19 protein-coding genes are annotated in these 24,232 nt (G+C 64.5%); 17 read left to right on the forward strand and 2 right to left on the reverse strand.

Going from position 1 to position 24,232, the window contains the following annotated elements; genetic code table 11:
- The 7 genes from hrpA to KHO18_RS21880 all read left to right on the forward strand — a co-directional run.
- Nucleotides 1-3,854: ATP-dependent RNA helicase HrpA (gene hrpA / locus KHO18_RS21850; protein WP_322791033.1), on the forward strand; the 3,854-nt coding region annotated here is incomplete at its 5' end.
- Between the two features lie 127 nt (nt 3,855-3,981).
- On the forward strand, nt 3,982-4,968 hold the full coding sequence (locus tag KHO18_RS21855) for a YVTN family beta-propeller repeat protein (RefSeq protein ID WP_211943906.1): 987 nt from the start codon (nt 3,982-3,984) through the stop codon (nt 4,966-4,968).
- A gap of 13 nt (nt 4,969-4,981) precedes the next feature.
- A complete protein-coding gene (locus KHO18_RS21860; protein WP_211943898.1) occupies nt 4,982-5,797 on the forward strand; it encodes a polysaccharide deacetylase family protein in 816 nt (271 codons plus the stop codon).
- Nucleotides 5,797-6,789, forward strand: coding sequence for a sterol desaturase family protein (locus tag KHO18_RS21865; RefSeq protein WP_144200830.1), 993 nt, complete (start codon nt 5,797-5,799; stop codon nt 6,787-6,789). Before KHO18_RS21860 ends, KHO18_RS21865 begins: the two co-directional genes overlap by 1 nt.
- An 80-nt stretch (nt 6,790-6,869) precedes the next feature.
- Complete coding sequence (locus KHO18_RS21870; protein ID WP_144200828.1) at nt 6,870-7,745, forward strand: EI24 domain-containing protein; 876 nt, start codon at nt 6,870-6,872, stop codon at nt 7,743-7,745.
- 12 nt (nt 7,746-7,757) lie between these two features.
- Nucleotides 7,758-8,558 (forward strand): competence/damage-inducible protein A, encoded by an 801-nt coding sequence (locus tag KHO18_RS21875; RefSeq protein WP_211943899.1) that lies wholly within the window; start codon nt 7,758-7,760, stop codon nt 8,556-8,558.
- A gap of 112 nt (nt 8,559-8,670) precedes the next feature.
- Entirely contained in the window at nt 8,671-8,838 is a 168-nt protein-coding gene (locus KHO18_RS21880) for a hypothetical protein (RefSeq protein WP_186296937.1), read from the forward strand.
- A gap of 13 nt (nt 8,839-8,851) precedes the next feature.
- Here KHO18_RS21880 and KHO18_RS21885 read toward each other — a convergent pair whose 3' ends face one another.
- Complete coding sequence (locus tag KHO18_RS21885) at nt 8,852-9,316, reverse strand: rhodanese-like domain-containing protein (RefSeq protein WP_144200824.1); 465 nt, start codon at nt 9,314-9,316, stop codon at nt 8,852-8,854.
- Nucleotides 9,317-9,828: 512 nt separating this feature from the next.
- On the opposite strand from KHO18_RS21885, the gene KHO18_RS21890 reads away from it, so the two are divergent.
- The 4 genes from KHO18_RS21890 to ntrC all read left to right on the forward strand — a co-directional run bounded on the left by KHO18_RS21890 (nt 9,829) and on the right by ntrC (nt 14,811).
- Nucleotides 9,829-11,244: a 3-hydroxylaminophenol mutase gene (locus KHO18_RS21890; RefSeq protein WP_144200822.1), complete on the forward strand. Its 1,416-nt coding sequence runs from the start codon at nt 9,829-9,831 to the stop codon at nt 11,242-11,244.
- 241 nt (nt 11,245-11,485) lie between these two features.
- On the forward strand, nt 11,486-11,974 hold the full coding sequence (locus KHO18_RS21895; RefSeq protein WP_244844986.1) for a DUF4124 domain-containing protein: 489 nt from the start codon (nt 11,486-11,488) through the stop codon (nt 11,972-11,974).
- 10 nt (nt 11,975-11,984) lie between these two features.
- On the forward strand, nt 11,985-13,124 hold the full coding sequence (glnL, locus tag KHO18_RS21900; RefSeq protein ID WP_211943900.1) for a nitrogen regulation protein NR(II): 1,140 nt from the start codon (nt 11,985-11,987) through the stop codon (nt 13,122-13,124).
- A gap of 112 nt (nt 13,125-13,236) precedes the next feature.
- On the forward strand, nt 13,237-14,811 hold the full coding sequence (gene ntrC / locus KHO18_RS21905) for a nitrogen regulation protein NR(I) (protein ID WP_144200818.1): 1,575 nt from the start codon (nt 13,237-13,239) through the stop codon (nt 14,809-14,811).
- A 63-nt stretch (nt 14,812-14,874) separates the two neighbouring features.
- Here the strand turns inward: ntrC and KHO18_RS21910 are convergent, their stop codons facing one another.
- On the reverse strand, nt 14,875-15,672 hold the full coding sequence (locus KHO18_RS21910; protein WP_144200915.1) for an HAD-IIB family hydrolase: 798 nt from the start codon (nt 15,670-15,672) through the stop codon (nt 14,875-14,877).
- Nucleotides 15,673-15,908: 236 nt separating this feature from the next.
- Between KHO18_RS21910 and ugpB the strand changes: the two genes are divergently transcribed.
- The 6 genes from ugpB (at nt 15,909) to KHO18_RS21940 (ending at nt 24,163) form a co-directional block, all read left to right on the forward strand.
- Entirely contained in the window at nt 15,909-17,219 is a 1,311-nt protein-coding gene (gene ugpB, locus KHO18_RS21915) for a sn-glycerol-3-phosphate ABC transporter substrate-binding protein UgpB (protein WP_144200816.1), read from the forward strand.
- A 118-nt stretch (nt 17,220-17,337) separates the two neighbouring features.
- The gene (gene ugpA, locus KHO18_RS21920; RefSeq protein WP_144200813.1) at nt 17,338-18,219 is read left to right on the forward strand and encodes a sn-glycerol-3-phosphate ABC transporter permease UgpA; all 882 of its coding nucleotides are present in this window, start codon (nt 17,338-17,340) and stop codon (nt 18,217-18,219) included.
- 18 nt (nt 18,220-18,237) lie between these two features.
- Nucleotides 18,238-19,086, forward strand: a complete 849-nt coding sequence (gene ugpE / locus KHO18_RS21925) for a sn-glycerol-3-phosphate ABC transporter permease UgpE (protein ID WP_144200811.1) — start codon at nt 18,238-18,240, stop codon at nt 19,084-19,086.
- A 30-nt stretch (nt 19,087-19,116) separates the two neighbouring features.
- A complete protein-coding gene (locus KHO18_RS21930) occupies nt 19,117-20,238 on the forward strand; it encodes a sn-glycerol-3-phosphate import ATP-binding protein UgpC (protein ID WP_211943901.1) in 1,122 nt (373 codons plus the stop codon).
- Nucleotides 20,235-21,008: a glycerophosphodiester phosphodiesterase gene (ugpQ, locus tag KHO18_RS21935; RefSeq protein WP_211943902.1), complete on the forward strand. Its 774-nt coding sequence runs from the start codon at nt 20,235-20,237 to the stop codon at nt 21,006-21,008. The genes KHO18_RS21930 and ugpQ overlap by 4 nt, the downstream gene beginning before the upstream one ends.
- A 302-nt stretch (nt 21,009-21,310) precedes the next feature.
- On the forward strand, nt 21,311-24,163 hold the full coding sequence (locus tag KHO18_RS21940) for a 2-oxoglutarate dehydrogenase E1 component (RefSeq protein WP_211943903.1): 2,853 nt from the start codon (nt 21,311-21,313) through the stop codon (nt 24,161-24,163).
- The last annotated feature ends 69 nt before the right edge of the window (nt 24,164-24,232 follow it).

Here is a 24,232-nt window from a genome sequence, read left to right on the forward strand (position 1 = left end):
GTGACGCCCAGCCCCCGCGCGAGCCGCGTCAGCCGCGCGCGGAGCGCCCGGCGCGTCCGGTGCGCCTGGCCAATCCGCTGCCCGAGATCACCTTCCCCGAGGCGCTGCCGGTTTCCGCGCGCCGCGAAGAGATCGCCGCCGCGCTGCAGGCCAGCCAGGTGGTCATCGTGTCCGGCGAGACTGGCTCCGGCAAGACCACCCAGCTGCCGAAGATCGCGCTGTCGATCGGCCGTGGCCCGGCGCGGGAAGGCAAGGAAGGCGGCGGCCTGATCGGCCACACCCAGCCCCGGCGGATCGCCGCCACGTCCACGGCCAAGCGCATTGCCCAGGAACTGGGCACGCCGCTGGGCCAGAACGTCGGCTATCAGGTGCGGTTCAACGACACGATGTCCGCCGGCGCGTCCGTCAAGCTGATGACGGACGGCATCCTGCTGGCGGAGACCCAGAACGACCCGCTGCTGCGCGCCTACGACACGATCATCATCGACGAGGCGCACGAGCGCAGCCTCAACATCGACTTCCTGATCGGCTACCTGCGCCAGATCCTGCCGAAGCGGCCGGACCTGAAGGTGATCATCACGTCCGCGACGATCGACGCCCAGCGGTTCGCCGAGCACTTCGCCCGCAACGGCAAGCCGGCGCCGGTGATCGAGGTCAGCGGGCGGCTGTATCCCGTGGAAGTGCGATACCGGCCGATCCAGTCCGATGCGCCGCCCGACGCCGCGCCGAAATCCGCCCAGGCCCGCGAGCGCGACCTCTACGACGGCATCGTCGAGGCCGTGGATGAGCTCTGCCGGCTCGGTCCCGGCGACGTTCTCGTCTTTCTGCCAGGCGAGCGGGAGATCCGCGAGGCCGCCGAGGCGCTGCGCAAGCACCATCCCCCGCATACCGAGATCCTGCCGCTGTTCGCGCGGCTCTCGGTACAGGAGCAGGAGCGCGTGTTCAAGCCGTCGAACGCGCGGCGCATCGTGCTGGCGACCAACGTGGCCGAAACCTCGCTGACCGTGCCGGGCATCCGCTATGTGGTGGATACGGGGCTTGCGCGCGTCAAGCGCTACTCGTACCGCAACAAGGTGGAGCAGTTGCAGATCGAGCCGGTTTCGCAGGCCGCCGCCAACCAGCGCGCCGGCCGATGCGGCCGGGTAGCCGATGGCGTCTGCATCCGTCTATACGAGGAATCTGATTTCATCGCGCGCGCGCGCTTTACCGATCCGGAAATCCTGCGTTCGTCGCTGGCGGCGGTGATTTTGCGCATGAAGGCGCTGCGGCTGACCGACATCGAGTCGTTTCCGTTCATCGAGCCGCCGTTGGGCCGGGCGGTTGCCGATGGCTACCAGCTCCTGCAGGAACTGGGCGCCGTGGACGAGGCCAACCAGCTCACCGGCACGGGCCGCCAGCTGGCGAAGCTGCCGCTGGACCCGCGCGTGGCGCGCATGATCCTGGCCGCGCGCGAGCAGCAGTGCCTGCGCGAGGTGCTGATCATCGCCAGCGCGCTGTCCGTGCAGGACCCGCGCGACCGTCCGCAGGAGGCGCAGGAAGCCGCCGACCAGGCCCATCGCAAGTTCATGGACGAAAAGTCCGAGTTCCTGGGCTGGGTCAAGCTGTGGAAGTGGTTCGAGGAGGCGGTGGCGCACAAGAAGACCAACCGGCAGCTGCAGGACCAGTGCCGCGCCAACTTCCTCTCGCACGTGCGGCTGCGCGAGTGGCGAGATGTTCACTCGCAACTTCTGACGACGGTGACCGAGCAGGGCTGGCGCCTGAATGAGACGGAACCGACGTTCGAGCAAGTCCACAAGGCGCTGCTGACCGGGCTGCTCGGGAACGTCGGCCTGAAGCTGGACGAGGCCGACGGGCGCGGGCGCGAGTACCTGGGCGCGCGCGGCATCAAGTTCCACCTGTGGCCGGGCTCGCTGATCGCGCGCAAGGTGGGCCGCTGGATCATCGCCGCTGAACTGGTCGAGACGAGCCGGCTGTTCGCACGCACGCTGGCGCGGATCGAGCCGGAATGGATCGAGCAGGTGGGTCGCCATCTGTTGAAGGTGAGCTGGAGCGATCCGCACTGGGAAAAGAAGGCCGGCCAGGTGCTGGCGATGGAGCGCGGCACGCTGTACGGCCTGCCCATCTACCAGCATCGCCGCGTGCACTATGGGCCGATGAACCCCGCCGAGGCGCGCGAGCTGTTTATCCGCCGCGCGCTGGTGGAGGGCGAATTCGACACGAAATTGCCGTTTTACGCCCACAACCAGCGGCTGCGACGCGAAATTGAGAATCTGGAGCACAAGTCGCGCCGGCAGGACGTGCTGGTGGACGACGAGCTGATCTACGCGTTCTATGACCGCGCGCTTCCCGCGGACCTCCATAACCAGACCAGCTTCGAGACCTGGTACCAGGCGGAGAGCGCGAAAGATCGCAAGCTGCTGTACCTGAACCGCGACGAACTGATGCGGCACGAGGCGGCCGGCATCACGACTGACCTGTTCCCGAAGCTGCTGCCGATTGCCGGCGTGGACATGGGGTTGTCGTACCACTTCGAGCCCGGCAGCCACCGCGACGGCGTGACGCTGACCGTGCCGCTATACGCGCTGAACCAGGTGCGGCCCGAGCGCACCGAATGGCTGGTGCCCGGCATGATCAAGGAGAAGGTGCACCTGCTGCTGAAGTCCTTGCCGCAGAAGCTGCGCCGCCACTGCGTGCCGCTGCCCGAGTATGCGGGCGGGTTTGTCGATCGCCAGCCGTTTGGCGAGGGCGAACTGATCGACGTGCTGATTGCCGACATCCGCGAGCAGACCGGCACCATGGTACGGCGCGCCGACTTCAAGCTGGAGACCCTGCCTGCCCATCATTCGATGAACTTCAAGGTCATCGACGAGCATGGCCGGCAGCTCGAAATGGGGCGAAATCTGGCGCAGTTGCGAGCCGAGTTCGGCGGACAGGCGCAGCAGTCGTTCCAGAACATTGCCGCCCGCGACGTGCCGGCGGCCGAGGCCGGCCAGTACGAAAACCTGACGTCGTGGTCGTTCGGCGAACTGCCCGAACTGCTGGAAATCCGCAAGGGCAACCAGACGCTGTTCGGCTATCCGGCCCTTGTGGATCATGGCGACCATTGCGATGTGGAGGTCTTCGACGACCCGCAGGAAGCGGCGCGCATCCACCATACGGGGCTGCGCCGGCTGTTCGCGATCCAACTGCGCGAGCCGGTGAAGTTCATCGAGAAGAACATCCCGAATCTTCAGCAAATGGCGATGCAGTACATGACCCTGGGCACGCAGGAGGAACTGCGCAACCAGATCGTGATGGTCACGCTGGAGCGTGCCTGCATGCAGGCGCCGCTGCCGCGCAACGAGGCCGAGTTCAACGCCCGCAAGGACGAGGGGCGCGCGCGGCTGTCGTTGCTGGCGCAGGAGATGGCGCGGCTGGTGGGCGCGATCCTGGCCGAATACGCGGGGCTGCCGCGCAAGCTGCTCCAGGCCAAGCCGTTCGGCTCCGCCCATCAGGACATGGAGGCGCAGCTGGCGCGGCTGATGACGAAGTCGTTCGTGATCGATACGCCATACACGCAGCTGGTGCACTTCCCGCGCTATCTGAAAGGCATGGCGATGCGCGTGGACAAGCTCAAGGGCGACCCCGGCCGCGACAGCCAGCGTACCCAGGAAATGGCGCCGCTGGTGCAGCAGTGGCAGCGCGCCGAGAAGCTGCTCCGCACGCAGGGCAGGGGGGCCGAGGATGCCCGGCTGGACGAATTCCGATGGATGCTCGAGGAGTTGCGCATCGCGCTGTTCGCGCAGGAGTTGCGCACGCCGGTGCCGATGTCGGTCAAGCGCTTGCAGAAGGTGTGGGAGTCCATGCAGCGCTGAAGCGGGGTTTGTGTCGAAAACCACGGTTTGTGTCCGAATGCCCGGCGAAAGATAAATTCGCGCAAACGGTCAGCGGAACCCCCGGCTCAAACGTTAGAATGCCCGATTCCTCATGGTTGACGGTCTTATGCTCTCGTTGCGTCGTGTTGTGGCTAGCGTGGTGTCGGTCGGCGCGCTGGCATTGGCAGTGGTGTCCGCCTCCGCGCGCGCGGAGGTTGTGACGATCCTTAATTCGGGTGATGCAACCGTCACCTTGATCGACAAGGACACGCAGAAGGTGCTGGAAACCTTTCCCGTCGGCAAGGAACCGCACCACCTGATCGCCACGCCGGACGACAAGTCGCTGATCGTGGCCAACGCGGTCGGCAACGACCTGGTGTTCCTGGACCCGGTGACCGGCAAGGTGCAGCAGCGCGTGCCGAACATCGACGATCCATACCAGATTGGCTTCTCGCCGGACCAGAAATGGTTCGTGACGACGGGCAACCGGCTCGACCGCGTGGACGTCTACCGCTGGGATGGCCGCCAGCTCAAGATCGCCAAGCAGTTCCCGCTGCCCAAGACGCCCAGCCATATCGCGTTCACGGCGGACAGCAAGATCGCCTTCATCACCCTGCAGGACAGCGACCAGATCGCCGCGATCGACCTCAATTCGCTGACCGTGCTCTGGACCATGGACGCCGGCTCGGCGCCGGCTGGAATCTGGGTGACGCCGGACCAGAAATACCTGCTGGTGGGCATGACGGGCGCCGACTACGTGGCCGTGATCGACTGGCGCACGCGCACCGTGGTCAAGCAGATCCAGACCGGCAAAGGCGCGCACAACTTCCGCGCGGTGGGCGACAAGCGCCACCTGTTCCTGACCAATCGCGTCTCGGGGTCCATCAGCATCATCGACCAGCAGACGCTCTCGAAGGTGGGCGACATCACCGGCCTGCTGCCGGGCCCGGACGACATGGAGTTGACTGCCGACGGCAAGACGCTCTGGGTGACGTTCCGCTGGGCGCGCTCGGTGGGGCTGATCGACGTGGCGAGCCGCAAGCTGGTCAAGACCATCCGCGTGGGCAAGTCGCCGCACGGCATCTACTTCCGCACGCGGGCGCCGCTCTATTGAGACAGGGTTCGACATGGCTCGGCTGCTGATTCGTATTCTTGCCGTGCTGGCATCGATGCTGGCCCTGGCCGGCGCTGCCTCGGCGGCGGACGCCGCCGCCAGTTGCCGCGCCGGCACGCTGTACTTGACCTTCGACACCGGCAGCATGAGCCAGGCGGAACTGATCGCCCGCACACTGCGCCGGCACCATATCCGCGCCACGTTCTTTCTGGCCAGCGAGCCGACTGTCAACCACGACAACTCCCTCGACCCGACCTGGGCCCCTTACTGGAAGGCGCTGGCCGCCGATGGGCACGTGTTTGGCTCCCATACGTTCGACCACGTCTACCTGCGCGGGGTGCACGGGGACAAGGTGACGATGCGTCCGCAGTTTGGCGCGCAGGGCGGCAAGGACGTCGCGATGACAGCCGACGCGTTCTGCACGGAACTGCGCCGCAGTGCCAAGGCGTTCCAGTCGATGACGGGCCAGCCGATGGCGCCGATCTGGCGTGCGCCGGGCGGCCGCACCGCCCCGCAGACGCTGGCCTGGGCCGAGCAATGCGGCTTCAGGCATGTAGGCTGGGCGCCGGCCGGCTTCCTCGGCGATGAGCTGTCGTCCGAGAAATTTCCGAATCAGGCCTTGCTGGACCGCGCGTTGCGTGACCTCCGGGATGGCGATATTACGATGGCGCACCTTGGCATCTGGTCGCGCAAGGACCCCTGGGCGCCGGGTGTGCTCGAACCGCTGCTGACCGGCCTCGAACAGAAGGGATTCTGCTTCGCCACGCTGCGCGAGCATCCCCGCTACAAGGACTGGTTCCAGCAGCACGGGGCGGAGGGCAGGCGGTAATGTGGGACGCATTCACTAACTGGATCAGCCTCTGGGCGGGCCAGGTGGAAGCCACGGTATTCCAGGACGTGGTGCTGCCGGTGGTCTACCAACTCGGTTTCGGCGGCTACGCCGAGGACGCCTTCACCGGCACCGAATGGCTGCTGGTTGGGGTGGTGCAGATCGCAGTGATGGCGCTGATTCTTGGGCCGCTGGAGAAATTGCGACCCGTGGAGCCGGTGACGGACCGCGCCGCCGTGCGCACCGACATGCTCTATACGATGATCCATCGCCTGGGCCTGTTCCGGCTCGCGATGTTTTTCGTGCTGGCACCGCTGATGGATGGCCTCGAGGGCCATCTGCGCCTGCTGGGCTGGCAGCGGATCAATGTAGAGGACTGGTGGCCCGGCGTGACGTCGATCCCGCTGGTCAGCTTCTTCGTCTACCTGCTGCTGTTCGACCTGCTCGACTACTGGTATCACCGGTTTTCGCATACCTACCGCTGGTGGTGGAGCCTGCACGCCACACATCACAGCCAGCGCCAGATGACGCTCTGGAGCGACAATCGCAACCATCTTCTGGACGATATGCTACGCGACGCGGTCTTTGCGACCGTGGCGCTGGCGGTTGGCGTGGAGCCGTCGCAGTACGTGCTGCTGGTGGCGCTTTCGCAACTGCTGCAAAGTCTCCAGCATGCCAACCTGCGACTGCATTTCGGCTGGCTTGGCGAGCGGCTGCTGGTCTCGCCGCGTTTCCATCGCACCCACCATGCGGTGGGGCTCGGCCATGAGCAGCAGACGGCAGGCAAGCCGGTGCGGCTTGGCGGCTGCAACTACGGCGTGATCTTTCCGTGGTGGGACATGCTGTTCCGGACGGCCCGATTCGTCGATGCCTACCATCCGACGGGCATCCGGGACCAGCTTCCGCCACCCACCGGCCACGGCCGCGACTACGGCGCGGGATTCCTGGCACAGCAGTGGCTGGGCGTGAAGCGGCTGCTGCGCCTGCGCTGACCGGGAACGCCGTCGGCGTGGGATCTTTTCGGCCTGTGCTAGGCTCTGAAGGTTTTTCCGACCGCTTTCCTCTTTCCTGAATGAACGATATCTTCCGCTCGTTTGGCCGTGCCCTGATCAGCCAGCTGCATCCGCGCATGCTGATGCTGACGCTGGTGCCATTCGTCCTCGCCACCGTGCTCTGGGGCGGCCTGATCTGGTGGGGCTGGGACCCGATCATGGGCGGCGCGCGCGCCATCCTCGAAGGTTCCGTCTTCACGAGCTGGATCTACTCCGCGCTGGACTGGCTCGGCCTGCAGTCGCTGCGCACCGTGGTGGCGCCGCTGTTCGTGCTGACGATGGCCGTGCCGCTGGTCATTGCGTCGATGCTGATCTTCATCAGCCTGTTCTCGGTGCCGGCCGTGGTGAAACACCTGGATCGCAGCTACCCGGGGCTGCTCAAGGCGCGCGGCGGCAGCGTCGCCGGCAGCGTGTTCCAGGCGCTCGGCAACACCGTGGTGTTCCTGCTGCTGGTGCTCGTGACGATGCCGCTATGGCTGATTCCACCGTTCTTCGCGCTGATTCCGCCCGTGCTGTGGGGCTGGCTCACCTACCGTGTGATGACCTACGACGCCCTGGCCGAGCACGCCACGGCCGAGGAGCGCAAGACGCTGATGAAGCGCCATCGCACCTCGCTGCTGATGATCGGCGTGGCCGTGGGCCTGCTCGGCTCCGCGCCGACCTTGCTGTGGGTCTGGTCGGCTGTCATCATCTTCCTGTTTCCGGTGGTGCTGGCCGGCACACTGTGGCTGTACGTGCTGATCTTCATCTTCTCGGCGCTCTGGTTCGGCCATTTCTGCCTGCGGGCATTGGCCGAATTGCGCGCCGAGCGCGACGCCGCGGCACCCCCGCCGCCGCCAGCTACCGACGTGATCGACCTGGCGCCGGGCGACGTGCGCCGCATTGAACAATCCTGAGCGAGGAACACCATGGGTTTCGGTTTGATTGTCATCGGCGATGAGATCCTGTCCGGGCGGCGCGAGGACAAGCATATGCGCCGGACCATCGAACTGCTGGGCGCACGCGGCCTGGCGCTGGACTGGGCCGAGTATGTGGGCGACGAGCGCGAGCGCATCACCGCCACGCTGCGCCGCACGCTGGCTGGGCCAGACGTGGTCTTCTGCACGGGCGGCATCGGCGCCACGCCGGATGACCACACGCGCCAGTGTGCGGCGGCCGCGCTGGGCGTGGAACTGGCGCTACACCCCGAGGCGCGTGAGCAGATTGCGCTGCGCATTGCCGAGACCGCCAACGGCGACCCGGTCAAGGCGGACCTGAATCTGCCCGAGAACCAGCATCGCTTCAAGATGGGCGAATTTCCGGTCGGGGCGCGCATCATCCCCAATAGCTATAACCGCATTCCGGGCTTCTCGGTGGCCGACCATCATTTCATGCCCGGCTTCCCGGTCATGGCGTGGCCGATGATGGAATGGGTGCTGGACCACTATTACGCTCACCTGTTCCACCTGGAAGTGGCGCAGTCACGCGCTTTCTATGTGTTCGAGGCGCCCGAGTCCACCCTGACGCCGCTGATGGAGCAGGTGGAGGCCGCATTCGCCGGCATCCGCGTATTCAGCCTGCCATCCGTGGGCGACGTAAGCCGGGGCGACCGCTTCGCACGGCGCCATATCGATCTCGGGGTGAAGGGGCCGGCAGAACTGGTCCTGCCGGCCTATGCGATGCTGCTCGAGGGCGTCCGCGCCATGGGGTACGAGATCGTCGAGCAGTAGAAACCCAGTCTGATGGGTGGCATGCGGGAACTCGTGCGAAGCGCCATTGATCAGCATCGGCGTCTTGTGCGGCTTCCTGGGCTGGCTAGTCAATATGGTAGGCATCGGGTCCATGGCAGTCCTCATTCTGCTGCCGGTGGTCCTGTTGTTCGTCATGTGGGCATACATGGCGATTCTGATCTTTGCCGTACCCTGGTTCGGGCACTACTGTCTCCAGGCGCTGGCTGACCTGCGCGCGGAGCGGGCGACCCCGCTCCCACACGCCATGGACGGGCGCTAGCTGACGGCTCCCCTTACGCCCCGTGCCACGGCAGGTTGCGCTTGCACCAGCCTTCCACGGTCTTGCGGTGGTATTCCTCGTCGCGGGCGCCTTCGAAGCCTTCCAGCACATCCATCGCATACGAATAGCCGGCCTCGGCCGCCAGCCGGGCCGCGTGCTTCGAGCGCGCGGCGCTGCGGCACAGGAACAGCACCGGCGCATCGGTCGGGACGCGAGCCTTGAGTTCCTCGATGAAATTCGGGTTTTGCTTGCCGCCGGGGTAGCTGTTCCATTCCACATGGGCGAATTGCTCGTCCGGCAGGTTCACGCCGCCTACCCAATCCAGTTCAGCCTGCGTGCGTACGTCCACGAGCACAGCCTTCGGGTCGGCCTGCAGCAGTTCATAGGCTTGCTGCGGGTCCAGCGCGCCGAAGTACGCAAGCTGGTTCTGTTGCTGGCGCGCGTGCGCCGCCTGGAGGAGGTCGTCTCGGGTAGTCATCTTCTGTGACGGAGTCAATAAGAGAAGCGGGAGAAAAGCGGGTTCGCTGTGCCGGGGCAACAGCGTTGCCCGGCATCTGGCGCGGCACTGGGATGTCGCCGCGTTCGGCGCTATTCTAGCGCGCAGCCACGGCCATCCCCGGAAAATCAGTGCTCGCGGCGCGCGCCCGTCTTCGGTGCGCATTTTGGTGCGACAGCACTAAAATAGTGCGTTTTCTTGCTTCATGCACCGTAATGGTGTTTGATGAAGTTGCTGCGTGGCGGTGCGCAAGTGGATCGTTAGCCGCGCCGGCACGGCCCGGTCGAGTTGTATGCAATCCGCGACCCCCGCCACGGTGCGGCGTGACCGATCACTGCACATTTTTCGGGATGGCGAGGGCAAATGAGGGCGTCGGTTGGCATGCTTTCTGCTAACATTCCTCGTCCCTTTTGGGGCGGTTCCCGCGAGGGTTTTCCGGGGCCGGACCCAACAATGGCTTTCCCAGACTCAGCCCGAATTTCCAGGAGATAGGCATGGCCCACAGCGTTGCAGATGTGATGAAGCTCGTGAAGGAAAACGACGTCAAGTTCGTCGATTTCCGTTTCACGGATACCAAAGGCAAGGAGCAACACGTGTCTGTGCCCGTGTCGCACTTCGACGAAGACAAGTTCGAGAGCGGCCACGCCTTCGACGGTTCCTCGATCGCCGGCTGGAAGGGTATCGAAGCTTCGGACATGCTGCTGATGCCGGATTCGAACACGGCCCACATCGACCCGTTTTACGAAGAACCGACGCTGGTGCTGACCTGCGACGTGATCGAGCCGTCGGACGGCAAGGGTTACGACCGCGATCCGCGTTCCATCGCGAAGCGCGCCGAAGCCTACCTGAAGAGCACCGGCCTGGGCGACACCGCCTTCTTCGGTCCGGAACCTGAATTCTTCATTTTCGACGGCGTGACCTGGAACGTCGACATGCAGGGTTGCTCGGTGAAGATCCATTCCGAGGAAGCCCCGTGGTCGTCGGGCAAGGAATTCGAGCACGGCAACAGCGGTCACCGTCCGGGCAAGAAGGGCGGCTACTTCCCGGTTGCCCCGATCGACACCTTCCAGGACATCCGTTCGGAAATGTGCCTGATCCTCGAATCGCTCGGCATTCCCGTTGAAGTCCACCACCACGAAGTGGCTGGCCAGGGCCAGAACGAAATCGGCACGCGTTTCAGCACGCTGGTACAGCGCGCCGACTGGACCCAGCTCCAGAAGTACGTGATCCAGAACGTGGCGCACACCTACGGCAAGACGGCGACGTTCATGCCGAAGCCGGTGGTGGGCGACAACGGTTCGGGCATGCACGTGCACCAATCCGTGTGGAAGGACGGCCAGAACCTGTTCGCAGGCAACGGCTACGCCGGCCTGTCGGAATTTGCGCTGTACTACATCGGCGGCATCATCAAGCACGCCCGCGCCCTGAACGCGCTGACCAACCCGGGCACGAACTCGTACAAGCGTCTGGTGCCGGGCTTCGAAGCCCCGGTCAAGCTGGCTTACTCGGCCCGCAACCGTTCGGCCTCGATCCGCATTCCGTACGTGGCGAACCCGAAGGGCCGCCGTATCGAAACGCGCTTCCCGGATCCGCTGATGAACCCGTACCTGGGCTTCTCGGCGCTGCTGATGGCCGGCCTGGACGGCGTGATGAACAAGATCCACCCGGGCGAAGCTGCCGACAAGAACCTGTACGACCTGCCGCCGGAAGAGGATGCAAAGATCCCGACCGTCTGCTCGAGCCTCGACCAGGCCCTGGAATACCTCGACAACGACCGTGAGTTCCTGACCCGCGGCGGTGTGTTCTCCAACTCCATGCTCGATGCCTACATCGAACTGAAGATGGAAGAAGTCACGCGTTTCCGCATGACGACGCACCCGATCGAGTTCGAGATGTACTACTCGCTGTAATCGCGTCCGGTTGCCAGGTTGTCACCGGGCAACAGTTGCACCAGGAAGGGGCGGCTTCGGCTGTCCCTTTTTGTTTTGCGGGCGGGTTGATCGCTAGAATGGGGCTCCTTTCCTAACCTTCATGCCGATGTTCATGAACGCGATGTCAAACAAGGTCATGCGCAGCCGCCAAGGCGGACTGTCGCTCCAGGGTTCATACCGGGTGACGCACCAGATCCGGGTGGGATTCCCCATTCTGGTGATGGCCATGGCGCTGGGGCTTGGCGCCTGGAGCCGGCCCGCGCCGGCGCAGTCATCGGATGTCTATATGTGCAAGGGCCCGAACGGCGTGCCCGAGTACCGCAACGGCAATCCGGGCGGTAGCAAGGACTGCAGGAAGCTGAGCTTGCCTGACGTGATCACGGTGCCGGGCACGCGCACTGCCAGCTCGGGCGGCGGCAAGTCGGCCGCGCCAGCGGCGTCTCCTGCGGCCTTCCCGCGTGTGGACAGCGCTACGCAGAAGAACCGCGACGGCGAGCGCCGCGCGGTGCTGGAGCAGGAACTCCAGAGCGAGGAAGCCAAGCTGGCCGGGCTGCGCGCCGAGTACAACAACGGCGAGCCCGAGCGCCAGGGCAACGAGCGCAATTATCAGAAATATCTCGATCGCACGGCGCGCCTGCGTGACGACGTCGCGCGCAGCGAGGCCAACGCCGCCTCCCTGCGCCGTGAGCTATCGAACCTGAAGGAATAGTGAAATGGCCATGGGTCGCCTGATTCGCGGAGTGTCGCGCAAAGTCACCGGAGCAGACCGCAAGGCGGAAGCCGAGATCCTGCCGTTGGGCGACGCGGCGTTCCACCCCGGCCTGGACGTGGTGGCCAACCCGGTGCTGCTGGTGCGCCAGCCGGGGCTGCAGGTCGTCTACGCGAATCCGGCCGCCGAGGCCAGCTTTGCGCTGTCCCGCCGGGCGATGGTGGAGTTGACGCTGCCAGACCTCTTCGGCCAGATCGATGAGCTGGACAGCATGATCGAGACGGTGATCGCGCGGCAGGTCGACGTGCGGCGCCAGGACCTCGTGCTGCGCCCGCCGCTGCAGGAGCCGCTGCATGCCCACGTCGTGATCGGGGCGATCGAAGGTCATGCCAATACGGTCCTGGTTGAGATTCTTCTGAACGAGCAGAAGGTGCGCAGCGACCGCGAGGAGCGCATCCTCGACCTGACCTCGGCCAACAAGGAACTGATCCGCAACCTGGCCCACGAGATCAAGAATCCGCTCGGGGGCATCCGTGGCGCGGCCCAGTTGCTGGAGTTCGAGTTGCCCGAACGATCCCTGCGCGAGTACACGCAGGTCATCATCAAGGAATCGGACCGCCTGCAAACGCTGGTGGACCGGCTGCTGGAGCCGCACCGGCACCCGCATATCGTCTCGGACCTCAATATCCACGAGGTCCTGGAGCGGGTGCGCTCGGTGGTGCTGGCCGAATTCCCGAACGGGCTGGACATCGTGCGCGACTACGACGCGAGCCTGCCCGACCTGCGCGGCGACATGGAGCAACTGATCCAGGCCGTGCTGAACATCGTGCACAACGCTGCCCAGGCGCTGCACGAGCGCATCGCGCGTGGCGATGCCCAGATCGTATTGCGGACGCGGGTGGCGCGGCAGGTGACGATTGCCAAGCGATTGTTCAAGCTGGCATTGGACTTGCATGTCATCGATAACGGCCCGGGCATCCCCGAGGACATCCGCGAACGCATCTTCTATCCATTGGTATCGGGCAGGGACGGCGGCAGCGGACTCGGTCTCACACTCGCTCAAACCTTCGTGCAGCAGCACGAGGGCTTGATCGAATGCGAGAGCCGGCCGGGCTGTACCGACTTCCGTATCCTGCTGCCGCTGCACTGACACCCCACGCCTTCTGACCGGCCAGGATGTGCGAGCGGTGCGGGACCTGCCTGAGTGGGAATATGGCGGGACAACGGGAGACCACATGACACCGAGCAGACAAGCGACGCACATGAAGCCGATCTGGATAGTCGACGACGATCAATCAATCCGCTGGGTCCTCGAGAAGGCCCTTGCCCGTGAAAGCCTGCTCTCTCGCAGTTTTACCAATGTCCGCGACGTGCTCGCGGCGCTGGAGGATGACGAGCCACAGGTCCTGATTTCCGATATCCGCATGCCTGGCGGCTCGGGCCTGGACCTGCTGCAGGCCATCAAGGCGCGGCACCCCGGCCTGCCGGTCATCGTGATGACCGCGTATTCCGATCTGGACAGCGCCGTGGCGGCCTTCCAGGGTGGCGCCTTCGAATACCTGGCCAAGCCATTCGATGTTGACAAGGCCGTCGAACTGATCCGGCGCGCGCTCGAAGAGAGCCTGCGCGAGGAGGAAATGGACGATCGGCTAGTCGACGCGCCCGAGATCCTCGGCCAGGCGCCGGCGATGCAGGACGTGTTCCGCGCCATCGGCCGCCTGTCGCAGTCGAACGTGACGGTGATGATTACCGGCGAGTCCGGTACCGGCAAGGAGCTCGTCGCCCGGGCCCTGCACAAGCACAGCCCGCGCGCCAACGGGCCATTTATCGCGCTCAACACGGCGGCGATTCCGAAGGACCTGCTGGAATCCGAGCTGTTCGGCCACGAGCGCGGCGCGTTCACGGGTGCGCAGACGATGCGGCGCGGCCGCTTCGAGCAAGCCGAGGGCGGCACGCTGTTCCTCGACGAAATCGGCGATATGCCATTCGATCTGCAAACGCGGCTGTTGCGCGTGCTGTCGGACGGCAACTTCTATCGCGTGGGTGGCCACAACCCGTTGCGCGCCAATGTGCGCGTGATCGCGGCCACGCACCAGAACCTCGAGACGCGCGTGAAGGAGGGGCTGTTCCGTGAGGACTTGTTCCACCGCCTGAACGTCATTCGTCTGCGGCTGCCGCCGCTGCGCGAGCGGCCCGAGGACATCACGCTGCTGGCGCGCCATTTCCTGCAGAAGAGTGCCAAGGAGCTTGGCGTGGAACCCAAGCGCATGTCCGACGAGGCGCTGGCCTACGTCAGCACGCTACCGTTCCCGGGCAACGTGAGACAGCTTGAGAACCTGTGCAACTGGCTGACCGTGATGGCGCCGGCGCAGACCATCGAAGTCAAGGATATGCCACGCGAGATGATCGGCACGTCCCAGGCGGAAAGTACCGGTTCGTCGATGCGCGCGCCGGGTGGCGAGCCGCGCATGGCGGGTGGCGACTATGACGCGATCGAGACGTCGGACTACGGCATGGGCACGCCGGCAGGCGAGGGCGACACGATGGTCGCCACACGTCCGCCGATGACCGCCACGGCGCCAGGCATGGCGTCCGCACCGGCCTTCGCAGGCAATGCGGTATCCGCGAGCTGGGAATCGCTGCTGGCCGGCGAGGCCAAGTCGATGCTGGAAGCCGGCCAACCCGAGGTCATGGATGTGCTGACGCGGCGCTTCGAGAAAGCTGTGCTCGAAGCCGCGCTGGGCGTCACACGCGGGCGTCGCGTGGAAGCGGCCACCCGGCTTGGGATTGGACGGAATACGATTACCCGCAAGTTGCAGGAGCTGGGATTCGATTGATGTCCCGCAGTTGAGACGTCTCTCTCCTCTCCCGCTGCGGGGAGGAGAGAAGCAAGAACAGTCTCAGCCGTTGCCGCGTACCGCCAACAGGCGCTCCGCCATCTCGGCGAAGCCTTCACCGCCGGCTGCCTCCGTGACGTAGGCCGGCGCCACCGGCAACTGATCCAGAATCTCCCGCACGTTCGCCACGCCCACCGACAACGGGAAGTGGCCGAACATCGCCGCATCATTGGCCGAATCGCCAATGAACAGCCATTCGTCGCGCGCGGCGTCGACGTCATCCCCCAGCAGCTCCTGCACGCAAAGCCGGCTCATTGATAGCTTGTCATGGTCGCCGAACCAGCCGTTCACATGGATCGAGCTGACCGTGGCCGTCATGCCGGCCTCGCGCATCAGCGCGGCAATCCGGTCCACCGCCGGCTGGGGCAGGGGTGCCACGTCCTCGGCATGGTCGATGGCAAGATCCGCCGCGTGCCATGCCTGATCCGATGCCAGCGCGCAGCCCGGCACTTCCCGCAAGATCCGCTCGCCAAGTGCGTGGATCTTCTTAAGATTGCTGGCGCGTGTCTGCGCATCGTCGAGGAAGCGCGTGATCAGCTTGTTATCGCGCAAATGTGAGAAGAAGGCGCCATTTTCGCCGATGATGGCATCGACCGGCCAGAGCCGGACGAGGATCTCAGCCCACGCAATGCAGCGCCCTGTAACGGGTACGACATGTAGCCCGGCCCGGGCCAGCCGGTCCAGTGCGAGATAGGTGGGGGCTGGCAGTCGTCCATCGGTCGTCAGGGTGCCGTCGATGTCGGTCAGGATGCCGCGTACGCGGCGCAGGGCGGCGTCCGGCAAGGTGGCGAAGGGTTTCATCGTGCTCATGGGCGAGAATTGTACGCAAACGTCCCCCGGCGCGGCACAGCCGATTGTGTGACATCAATGTGTCGTCAAAATGCAGCAATATTCGCACCGCAAGGCGGGTTTGCCCGGTTTGCGGCGAGGTGCGACGGGCGTAACATGCCGCTGTCACAAAAAATGCATACAGTCGGTCGCTTTTTCGCGTTTCTTGCCCATTTGCCCGACTGATAACAGCCTCAGGAGAGAAGTCCATGTCCTTTCCACGCACCGCCTTGAAATTCGCTGCCGTCGCCGCCCTGGCCATGGCCGGCACCGCCCACGCCGCGGTGGAGATCCAGTGGTGGCACGCCATGCAGGGCGCGCTGAACGACAAGGTCAACGAGATCGCCAACAAGTTCAACGCGAGCCAGACCGAATACAAGATCGTGCCTGTTAACAAGGGCAACTACGACGAAACCATGGCGGCCGGCATCGCCGCGTTCCGCGCGGGCGGCGCGCCGGCGATCCTCCAGGTGTTCGAAGTGGGCACCGCCACGATGATGAGCGCCAAGGGCGCCATCAAGCCGGTATCCACGGTGATGAAGGACGCGGGAGAAAAGTTCGACCAGAAGGCCTACATCCCTGCCGTGGCCGGCTACTACACCTCGTCGAAGGGCGAGATGCTGTCGTTCCCGTTCAACAGCTCGACCACTGTCTTCTATTACAACAAGGACGCCTTCAAGAAGGCGGGCCTGTCCGAGCCGCCCAAGACCTGGCCCGAAGTGATGCAATATTCGGCCAAGTTGAAGGCATCGGGCACGAACTGCGCCTATACCACCGACTGGCAGGGCTGGGTACACCTGGAAAGCTTCTCGGCCTGGCATAACACGCTGTTCGCCTCGAAGAACAACGGCTTCGGCGGCACCGACGCCCGTCTGGTCTTCAACAGCCCGCTGCACGTGAAGCACATCAGCAATCTGCAGGAGATGGTGAAGAAGGGCTACTTCAGCTACGGCGGCCGCAAGGCGGAGTCGCAGGCCAAGTTCTTCAACGGCGAATGCGCGATGTTCACAGGCTCGTCGGCATCGCTGGCCAACATTCGCAAGAACGCCAAGTTCCAGTTCGGGGTGTCGCAACTGCCGTACTACCCGGACGTGCAGGGTGCCCCGCAGAACACGATCATCGGCGGCGCGTCGCTGTGGGTGATGGGCGGCAAGAAGGCCGAGGAATACAAGGGCGTGGCCAAGTTCTTCACGTTCCTGTCGCAGCCTGAGATCCAGTCCGACTGGCACCAGGCCACCGGCTACCTGCCGGTGACGATGGCGGCCTACGATCTGACCAAGAAATCGGGTTATTACGACAAGAACCCGGGTGCCGATGTGTCCGTGCAGCAAATGGTCGTGAAGACCACGGACAAGTCGCGCGGCGTGCGCCTGGGTAACCTGGTGCAGATCCGTACCGTGGTGGACGAGGAACTGGAAGCCGTCTGGGCCGGCAAGAAGGAGCCGAAGGCCGCGCTGGACACGGCGGTGGCCCGCGGCAACGACTTGCTTGAGCGCTTCCAGAAGACCGCGAAAGAGTAAGACAGGGGCGCCCGCGCGGCCTGGCCGGTATCACCGGTTCCGGCTGGCGGGCGCCAGACGTGCGGCAGGCGGGCGGCGGCGAAACCGTCGCCCGCTTGCGTTATAAAAAGGCTTGACGATGGAAAAACGCGTCGTTTTCCGGTCGCCGTGGCTGCCGTATCTGCTGGTATTGCCGCAGATCGCCATCACGATGATCTTCTTTTTCTGGCCGGCCGGCCAGGCGCTGTGGCAGTCGATGCTCCAGCAGGATGCCTTCGGCATCAATCTCGAATTCGTGGGGCTCGATAACTTCAGGACGCTGTGGGCAGACCCGCAGTATGTGGAGTCGTTCGAGGTCACGGCCATCTTCGCCATTGGCGTGACGGTGGTCGGCCTCTCGGTGGCGCTGCTGCTGGCCTACTTCGCCGACCGCGTGGTGCGCGTGGCCACCGGGTACAAGACGCTGCTGATCTGGCCGTATGCCGTAGCGCCGGCCGTGGCGGGTGTGCTCTGGATGTTCATGTTCAACCCGACGCTGGGCGTGGTGTCTTACGCGCTGCGCAAGGGCGGTGTGGACTGGAACTTCCTGCTTAATGGCAACCAGGCGCTGACGCTCGTGGTGCTGGCCGCGGCGTGGAAGCAGATCAGCTACAACTTCCTGTTCTTCCTGGCCGGGCTGCAAAGCATTCCGCGCTCGCTGATCGAGGCGGCCGCCATCGACGGGGCCGGGCCGTGGAAGCGCTTCTGGTCCATCATATTTCCGCTACTTTCGCCGACCACGTTCTTCCTGTTGGTCATCAACGTGGTCTACGCATTCTTCGATACCTTCGCCATCATCGATGCCGTGACACATGGCGGCCCGTTCAATTCGACGAACACGCTCGTCTACAAGGTGTTCCACGACGGCTTCCGCGGCATGGACATCGGCGGCTCGGCCGCGCAGTCGGTGGTACTGATGGTGATCGTCATTGCGCTGACCGTGGTGCAGTTCCGGTTCGTGGAACGCAAGGTCCAGTACTGACACGAAAGGCGCCCAAAAATGGTAGAACGTCGTCCAATTCTTGATGTCATCACCCACGTGGTGCTGATCCTCGGTATCGTCGTCGTGGCGTTTCCGGTGTACCTGACCTTCGTGGCGTCCACGCTGACGGCCGAACAGGTGCTCGATTCGCCCATGACGCTGATCCCCGGAAGCCACCTGATTGAGAACTTTCGCACCGTGCTGTTCCAGGGCGTGGGGGAGGCCGCATCGCCGGTCGCCACCATGATGAAGAACAGCCTGATCATGGCGCTGGGTATCGCGCTCGGGAAGATCGCGATCTCGATCATCTCGGCCTTCGCCATCGTTTATTTCCGATTTCCGCTGCGCAAGACCTTCTTCTGGCTGATCTTCATCACGCTGATGCTGCCTGTGGAAGTGCGGATCCTGCCGACCTACAAGGTGGTGTCGGACCTCGGCCTGCTGGACAGCTACTTCGGCCTGACCATTCCGATCATCGCATCGGCCACAGCCACGTTCCTGTTCCGCCAGTTCTTCCTGACGATTCCGGACGAGCTGGCCGAAGCTGCGCGCATCGATGGCGCCGGCCCGCTGCGTTTCTTCTGGGACGTGGTGCTGCCGCTTTCGCGCACCAGCATCGCGGCGCTGTTCGTCATCCAGTTCATCTATGGCTGGAACCAGTACCTGTGGCCGCTGCTGATTACTACGCAAAAATCGATGACCCCGGTGGTGGTTGGCGTGACGCAGATGATTTCGCGCTCGGGCGATGCCGCAACGGACTGGAATCTGGTGATGGCCACGGTGATGCTGGCGATGATCCCGCCCGCCGTGGTGGTGGTGCTGATGCAGAGGTGGTTCGTCAAGGGCCTGGTCGAAACGGAAAAGTAAGCGAAAAAATAAGCGAATTACGAGAAAGCCATGGCAAAACTGTCACTTCGCAACGTTCAGAAAACCTACGCCGGCGGCACGCAGGTCGTGCACGGCATCGACATGGAAATCGCCGATGGCGAGTTCATCGTCATCGTCGGCCCCTCGGGCTGCGGCAAGTCCACGCTGCTGCGCATGGTCGCCGGGCTGGAAACCATCACCGGTGGCGAGGTCCATATTGGCGACAAGGTGGTCAACAACCTCGAGCCGGCCGAGCGGGACATCGCGATGGTGTTCCAGAACTACGCGCTCTACCCGCATATGACCGTGTACGACAACATGGCCTATGGGCTGCGCATCCGCGGCATGTCCAAGGCCGAGATCGACCAGCGCGTGAAGCATGCGGCGGGCATTCTGGAGCTGGGTGCGCTGCTCGAACGCAAGCCGCGCGCGCTCTCGGGTGGCCAGCGCCAGCGCGTGGCGATGGGCCGCGCCATCGTGCGCGAGCCGGCCGTGTTCCTGTTCGACGAGCCGCTGTCCAACCTTGACGCCAAGCTGCGCGTGCAGATGCGGCTCGAGTTGAAGGACCTGCATCGCCGCCTGGGCACCACCAGCCTGTACGTCACCCACGATCAGGTCGAGGCCATGACGCTGGCCGACCGCATGATGGTGCTGAACGGCGGCCGCGTGGAGCAGATCGGCACGCCGCTCGAGGTTTACTCGCGTCCGGCCAGCACCTTCGTGGCCAGCTTTATCGGCTCGCCGCCGATGAACCTGGTGCCGGTGGTGCGCACCAACGCTGCCCAGGGCGAGGCGCAGATGCGTGTGGTGCCGAAGGCGAATGGTGCGGGCGAGGGGCAGGGCGCACCGGCCACGCTTGGCCATCTGCCGATGGGCCTGCACCTGCCCGAGCAGGCGCTGATGGGGCTGCGTCCCGAGCATATCGAGCCCTGCGCGGCCCATGACGCCATCGCCCACGTTGATGTGCGCGTGGTGGAGGCGCTGGGTGCCGACTCATTCGCCTATGGTTCGCTGGGTGGCCAGCCGATTGTGGTCCGGCTGGACAGCCACATGCCGGTGCGCGCCGGCGACCGGCTGCCGGTGACGGCTTCGGCCGATCATCTGCACTTCTTCGATGCGACGTCGGGCAAGCGTATCGAGGCGTTGGCATGAGTGCGCCAAGCGGCAATTTTCCTGTGATCGACGCGGCCAACTGGCCGTATCCGCGCCATATCGCGCACCGGGGCGCCGGCAAGCTCGCGCCCGAGAATACGCTGGCCGCGTTCCGGCACGGCGCGTCGTTCGGCTACCGGATGTTCGAGTTCGATGTGAAGTTGTCGGCCGACGGCAAGCTGGTGTTGATGCACGATGCGACGCTGGACCGCACCACGTCGGGCAAGGGCCGTGTCGATGCGCTGACGCTGGGCGAACTGGCCGCGCTGGACGCCGGCGGCTGGCACAGCCCGGCCTATGCCGGCGAACCGGTGCCGACGCTGGCAGCCATCGCCCGCTATACACGCGCCAATGGTTTCCACGTCAATATCGAGATCAAACCGGTGCCGGGTACCGAATGGCGCACGGGTGCTGCAGTGGCGATTGACGCACTTTCACTTTGGCAGGGCGCCGACGTGCCGCCGCTGCTTTCGTCGTTTTCCGAGGAGGCGCTCGACGCCGCGCGCCAGGTTGCGCCCGGCCTGCCGCGCGCGCTGCTGCTCGACAAGCTGCCCGCCGACTGGCCCGAGCGTCTGCGCCGGCTGGGCTGCGTGGCGCTCGACGCCAACCATCGCGAACTGGATGCAGCCGTCATCGCCCGCGCCCATGCGGAGGGTTTTCAAGTGTTGTGCTACACGGTGAACGACGAGTCCCGGGCCGCCGAGCTATTGTCCTGGGGGCTGGACGGACTGATCACGGACGCGGTCGATCGGATCGAGCCGGCCGGCTGACTGGCGTGGCGCCGATGTCTGCCGACAACGGTCATGATTTTGCATCACGAAAAGTCCCCACTGTCGTTGGGCAAACGTGCTATGCTTTTGCGAGTGAAGACTAAGGTCCTTCCCCGCACAACTTGCCCTTTCGGGCTGTCGGTGAGACCCAAGACAGACGGCACCTTTGCGGTGCCGTTCGTTCAAGGTAGCGCTGTCTGGCTCCCAAGAGTTGTTTGCAATCCGCTAACCGGTCAAGCCGTGTCGCGGAAGGTTGATGAACCCGCTTAACTCCGGCATTCCCGGAGAATAGTGAGCGCCCCATGATGCAGCAGTATCAGAGCAATTCGTACCTCTTCGGCGGCAACGCCCCCTATGTGGAAGAGCTGTACGAGGCCTATCTCCAGAATCCCAGCTCGGTTCCCGACAACTGGCGCGCGTATTTCGACGCGATGCAGAATGTCCCGGCTGTGGATGGTTCCAACTCCCGCGATATTCCCCACGCACCGATCGTCGCCTCGTTCGCCGAGCGCGCCAAGCAGGGCCCCATCAAGACCATCGTTGCCTCGGCCGATTCCGACATGGGCCGCAAGCGCGTTGCTGCGACCCAGCTGATCGCCGCCTACCGCAACATCGGTTCGCACTGGGCCGACCTCGATCCGCTGAAGCGCCAGGAGCGTCCGCCCCTGCCTGACCTGGATCCGGCGTTCTACGGTTTCTCCGAGGCCGACCTCGACATCGTCTTCAATGCCAGCAACACGTATTTCGGCAAGGAGTCGATGAGCTTGCGCGAGCTGCTCAACAACCTCCGCGAGACCTACTGCGGCACCATCGGCGCCGAGTTCATGTACGTGAGCGACCAGGCGCAGAAGCGCTGGTGGCAGGAGCGCCTGGAAACCACGCGTTCCAAGCCCGTGTTCACGCTGGAAAAGAAGAAGCACATCCTGGACCGCCTGACGGCGTCCGAGGGCCTTGAGCGCTTCCTCCACACCAAGTACGTCGGCCAGAAGCGCTTCTCGCTCGAAGGCGGCGAGAGCTTCATCGCCGCGATGGACGAGCTGATCCAGCACGCCGGTTCGAAGGGTGTGCAGGAAATCGTGATCGGCATGGCCCACCGTGGCCGTCTGAACGTGCTGGTCAACACGCTGGGCAAGATGCCGGCGGACCTGTTTGCCGAGTTCGAAGGCAAGCACGTCGATGACCTGCCTGCCGGCGACGTGAAGTACCACAAGGGCTTTTCGAGCGATGTCTCGACCGAAGGCGGCCCGGTTCACCTGTCGCTTGCGTTCAACCCGTCGCACCTGGAAATCGTCAACCCGGTGGTCGAGGGTTCGTCGAAGGCCCGCCAGGAACGCCGTGGCGAAGCCGGTCACAAGGAAGTCCTGCCGGTGCAGGTGCACGGCGACGCCGCCTTCGCTGGCCAGGGCGTGGTCATGGAGACGCTGAACCTGGCGCAGACCCGCGGCTACGGCACGGGCGGCACCATGCACATCGTCATCAACAACCAGATCGGCTTCACGACGTCTGACCCGCGCGACGCGCGTTCCACGCTGTATTGCACGGACGTGGTCAAGATGATCGAGGCCCCGGTGCTGCACGTGAACGGCGACGATCCCGAAGCCGTGGTGTACGCCATGCAGCTGGCCACCGACTTCCGCATGGAATTCAAGAAGGATGTCGTGGTTGACATCATCTGCTTCCGGAAGCTGGGCCACAACGAGCAGGACACGCCGGCTGTGACGCAGCCGCTGATGTACAAGAAGATCTCGCAACACCCGGGCACGCGCAAGCTGTACGCCGACAAGCTGGCCGCGCAGAACCTGGTGCCCGCCGACTTCGGCGACCAGCTGGTCAAGGAATACCGTGCCGCGATGGACGCGGGCAAGCACACGGTGGACCCGGTCCTGTCGAACTTCAAGAACAAGTTCGCCGTGGACTGGATGCCGTTCCTGAACCGCAAGTGGACCGACGCCGCCGACACCGCCGTGCCGGTGACCGAGCTGAAGCGCCTGGCCGAGCGGATCACGACGATCCCCGAGCACCTGAAGCTGCACCCGCTGGTGGAGAAGGTCATCAAGGACCGCGCCAACATGGGCCGTGGCGACCAGCCGCTGGACTGGGGCATGGGCGAGCACCTGGCGTTCGCATCGCTGGTGGCCTCGGGCTATCACGTGCGTATCACCGGCCAGGATGCCGGCCGTGGCACCTTCACGCACCGTCACTCGGTACTGCACGATCAGGCGCGTGAGCGCTGGGATGCCGGCAGCTACGTGCCGCTGCAGAACGTGTCCGAGAACCAGGCCCCGTTCACCGTGATCGACTCGGTGCTGTCCGAAGAAGCCGTGCTCGGCTTCGAATACGGCTACTCGACCGCGGAACCGAACGCGCTGGTGATCTGGGAAGCCCAGTTCGGCGACTTCGTGAACGGCGCCCAGGTGGTGATCGACCAGTTCATCTCGTCGGGTGAAGTGAAGTGGGGCCGCGCCTCGGGCCTGACGATGATGCTGCCGCACGGCTACGAAGGCCAGGGTCCGGAACACAGCTCGGCCCGTATCGAGCGTTTCCTGCAGCTTTGCGCGGACCACAACATGCAGGTTGTGCAGCCGACCACGCCGGCACAGATCTTCCACCTGCTGCGTCGCCAGATGATCCGTCTGTTCCGCAAGCCGCTGGTGATCATGACGCCGAAGTCGCTGCTGCGTAACAAGGATGCGGTGTCGCCGCTGTCCGACCTGGCCAAGGGTCACTTCGAGACGGTTATCCCCGATCACGAAGAACTGAACGCCAGCAAGGTCAAGCGCGTGATCATGTGCTCGGGCAAGGTCTACTACGACCTGGTCAACACCCGCAAGGAGCGCGGTGCCACCGACACGGCGATCATCCGCCTGGAACAGCTGTACCCGTTCCCGCACAAGGCCGTGGCCGCCGAGCTCAAGAAGTACCCGGGCGTGACCGAAATCCTGTGGTGCCAGGACGAGCCGCAGAACCAGGGTGCCTGGTTCTTCGTGCAGCACTACATCATGGAAAACATGACGGAAGGCCAGAAGCTCGGTTATGCCGGTCGTCCCGCCTCGGCTTCGCCGGCGGTGGGCTACTACGCAAAGCACAACGAGCAACAGAAGGCGCTGCTGGACGCTGCGTTCTCCAAGCTCAAGGGCTTTGTGCTGACCAAGTAATAAGACGGCCGGCCCGGTGCGCAGTGGTGCGCGCCGGGCTTCGGCCTGTTTGAACATACACGCATACAT

The organism is Cupriavidus campinensis, assembly GCF_905397395.1.
GTDB classification, from domain to species: domain Bacteria; phylum Pseudomonadota; class Gammaproteobacteria; order Burkholderiales; family Burkholderiaceae; genus Cupriavidus; species Cupriavidus campinensis.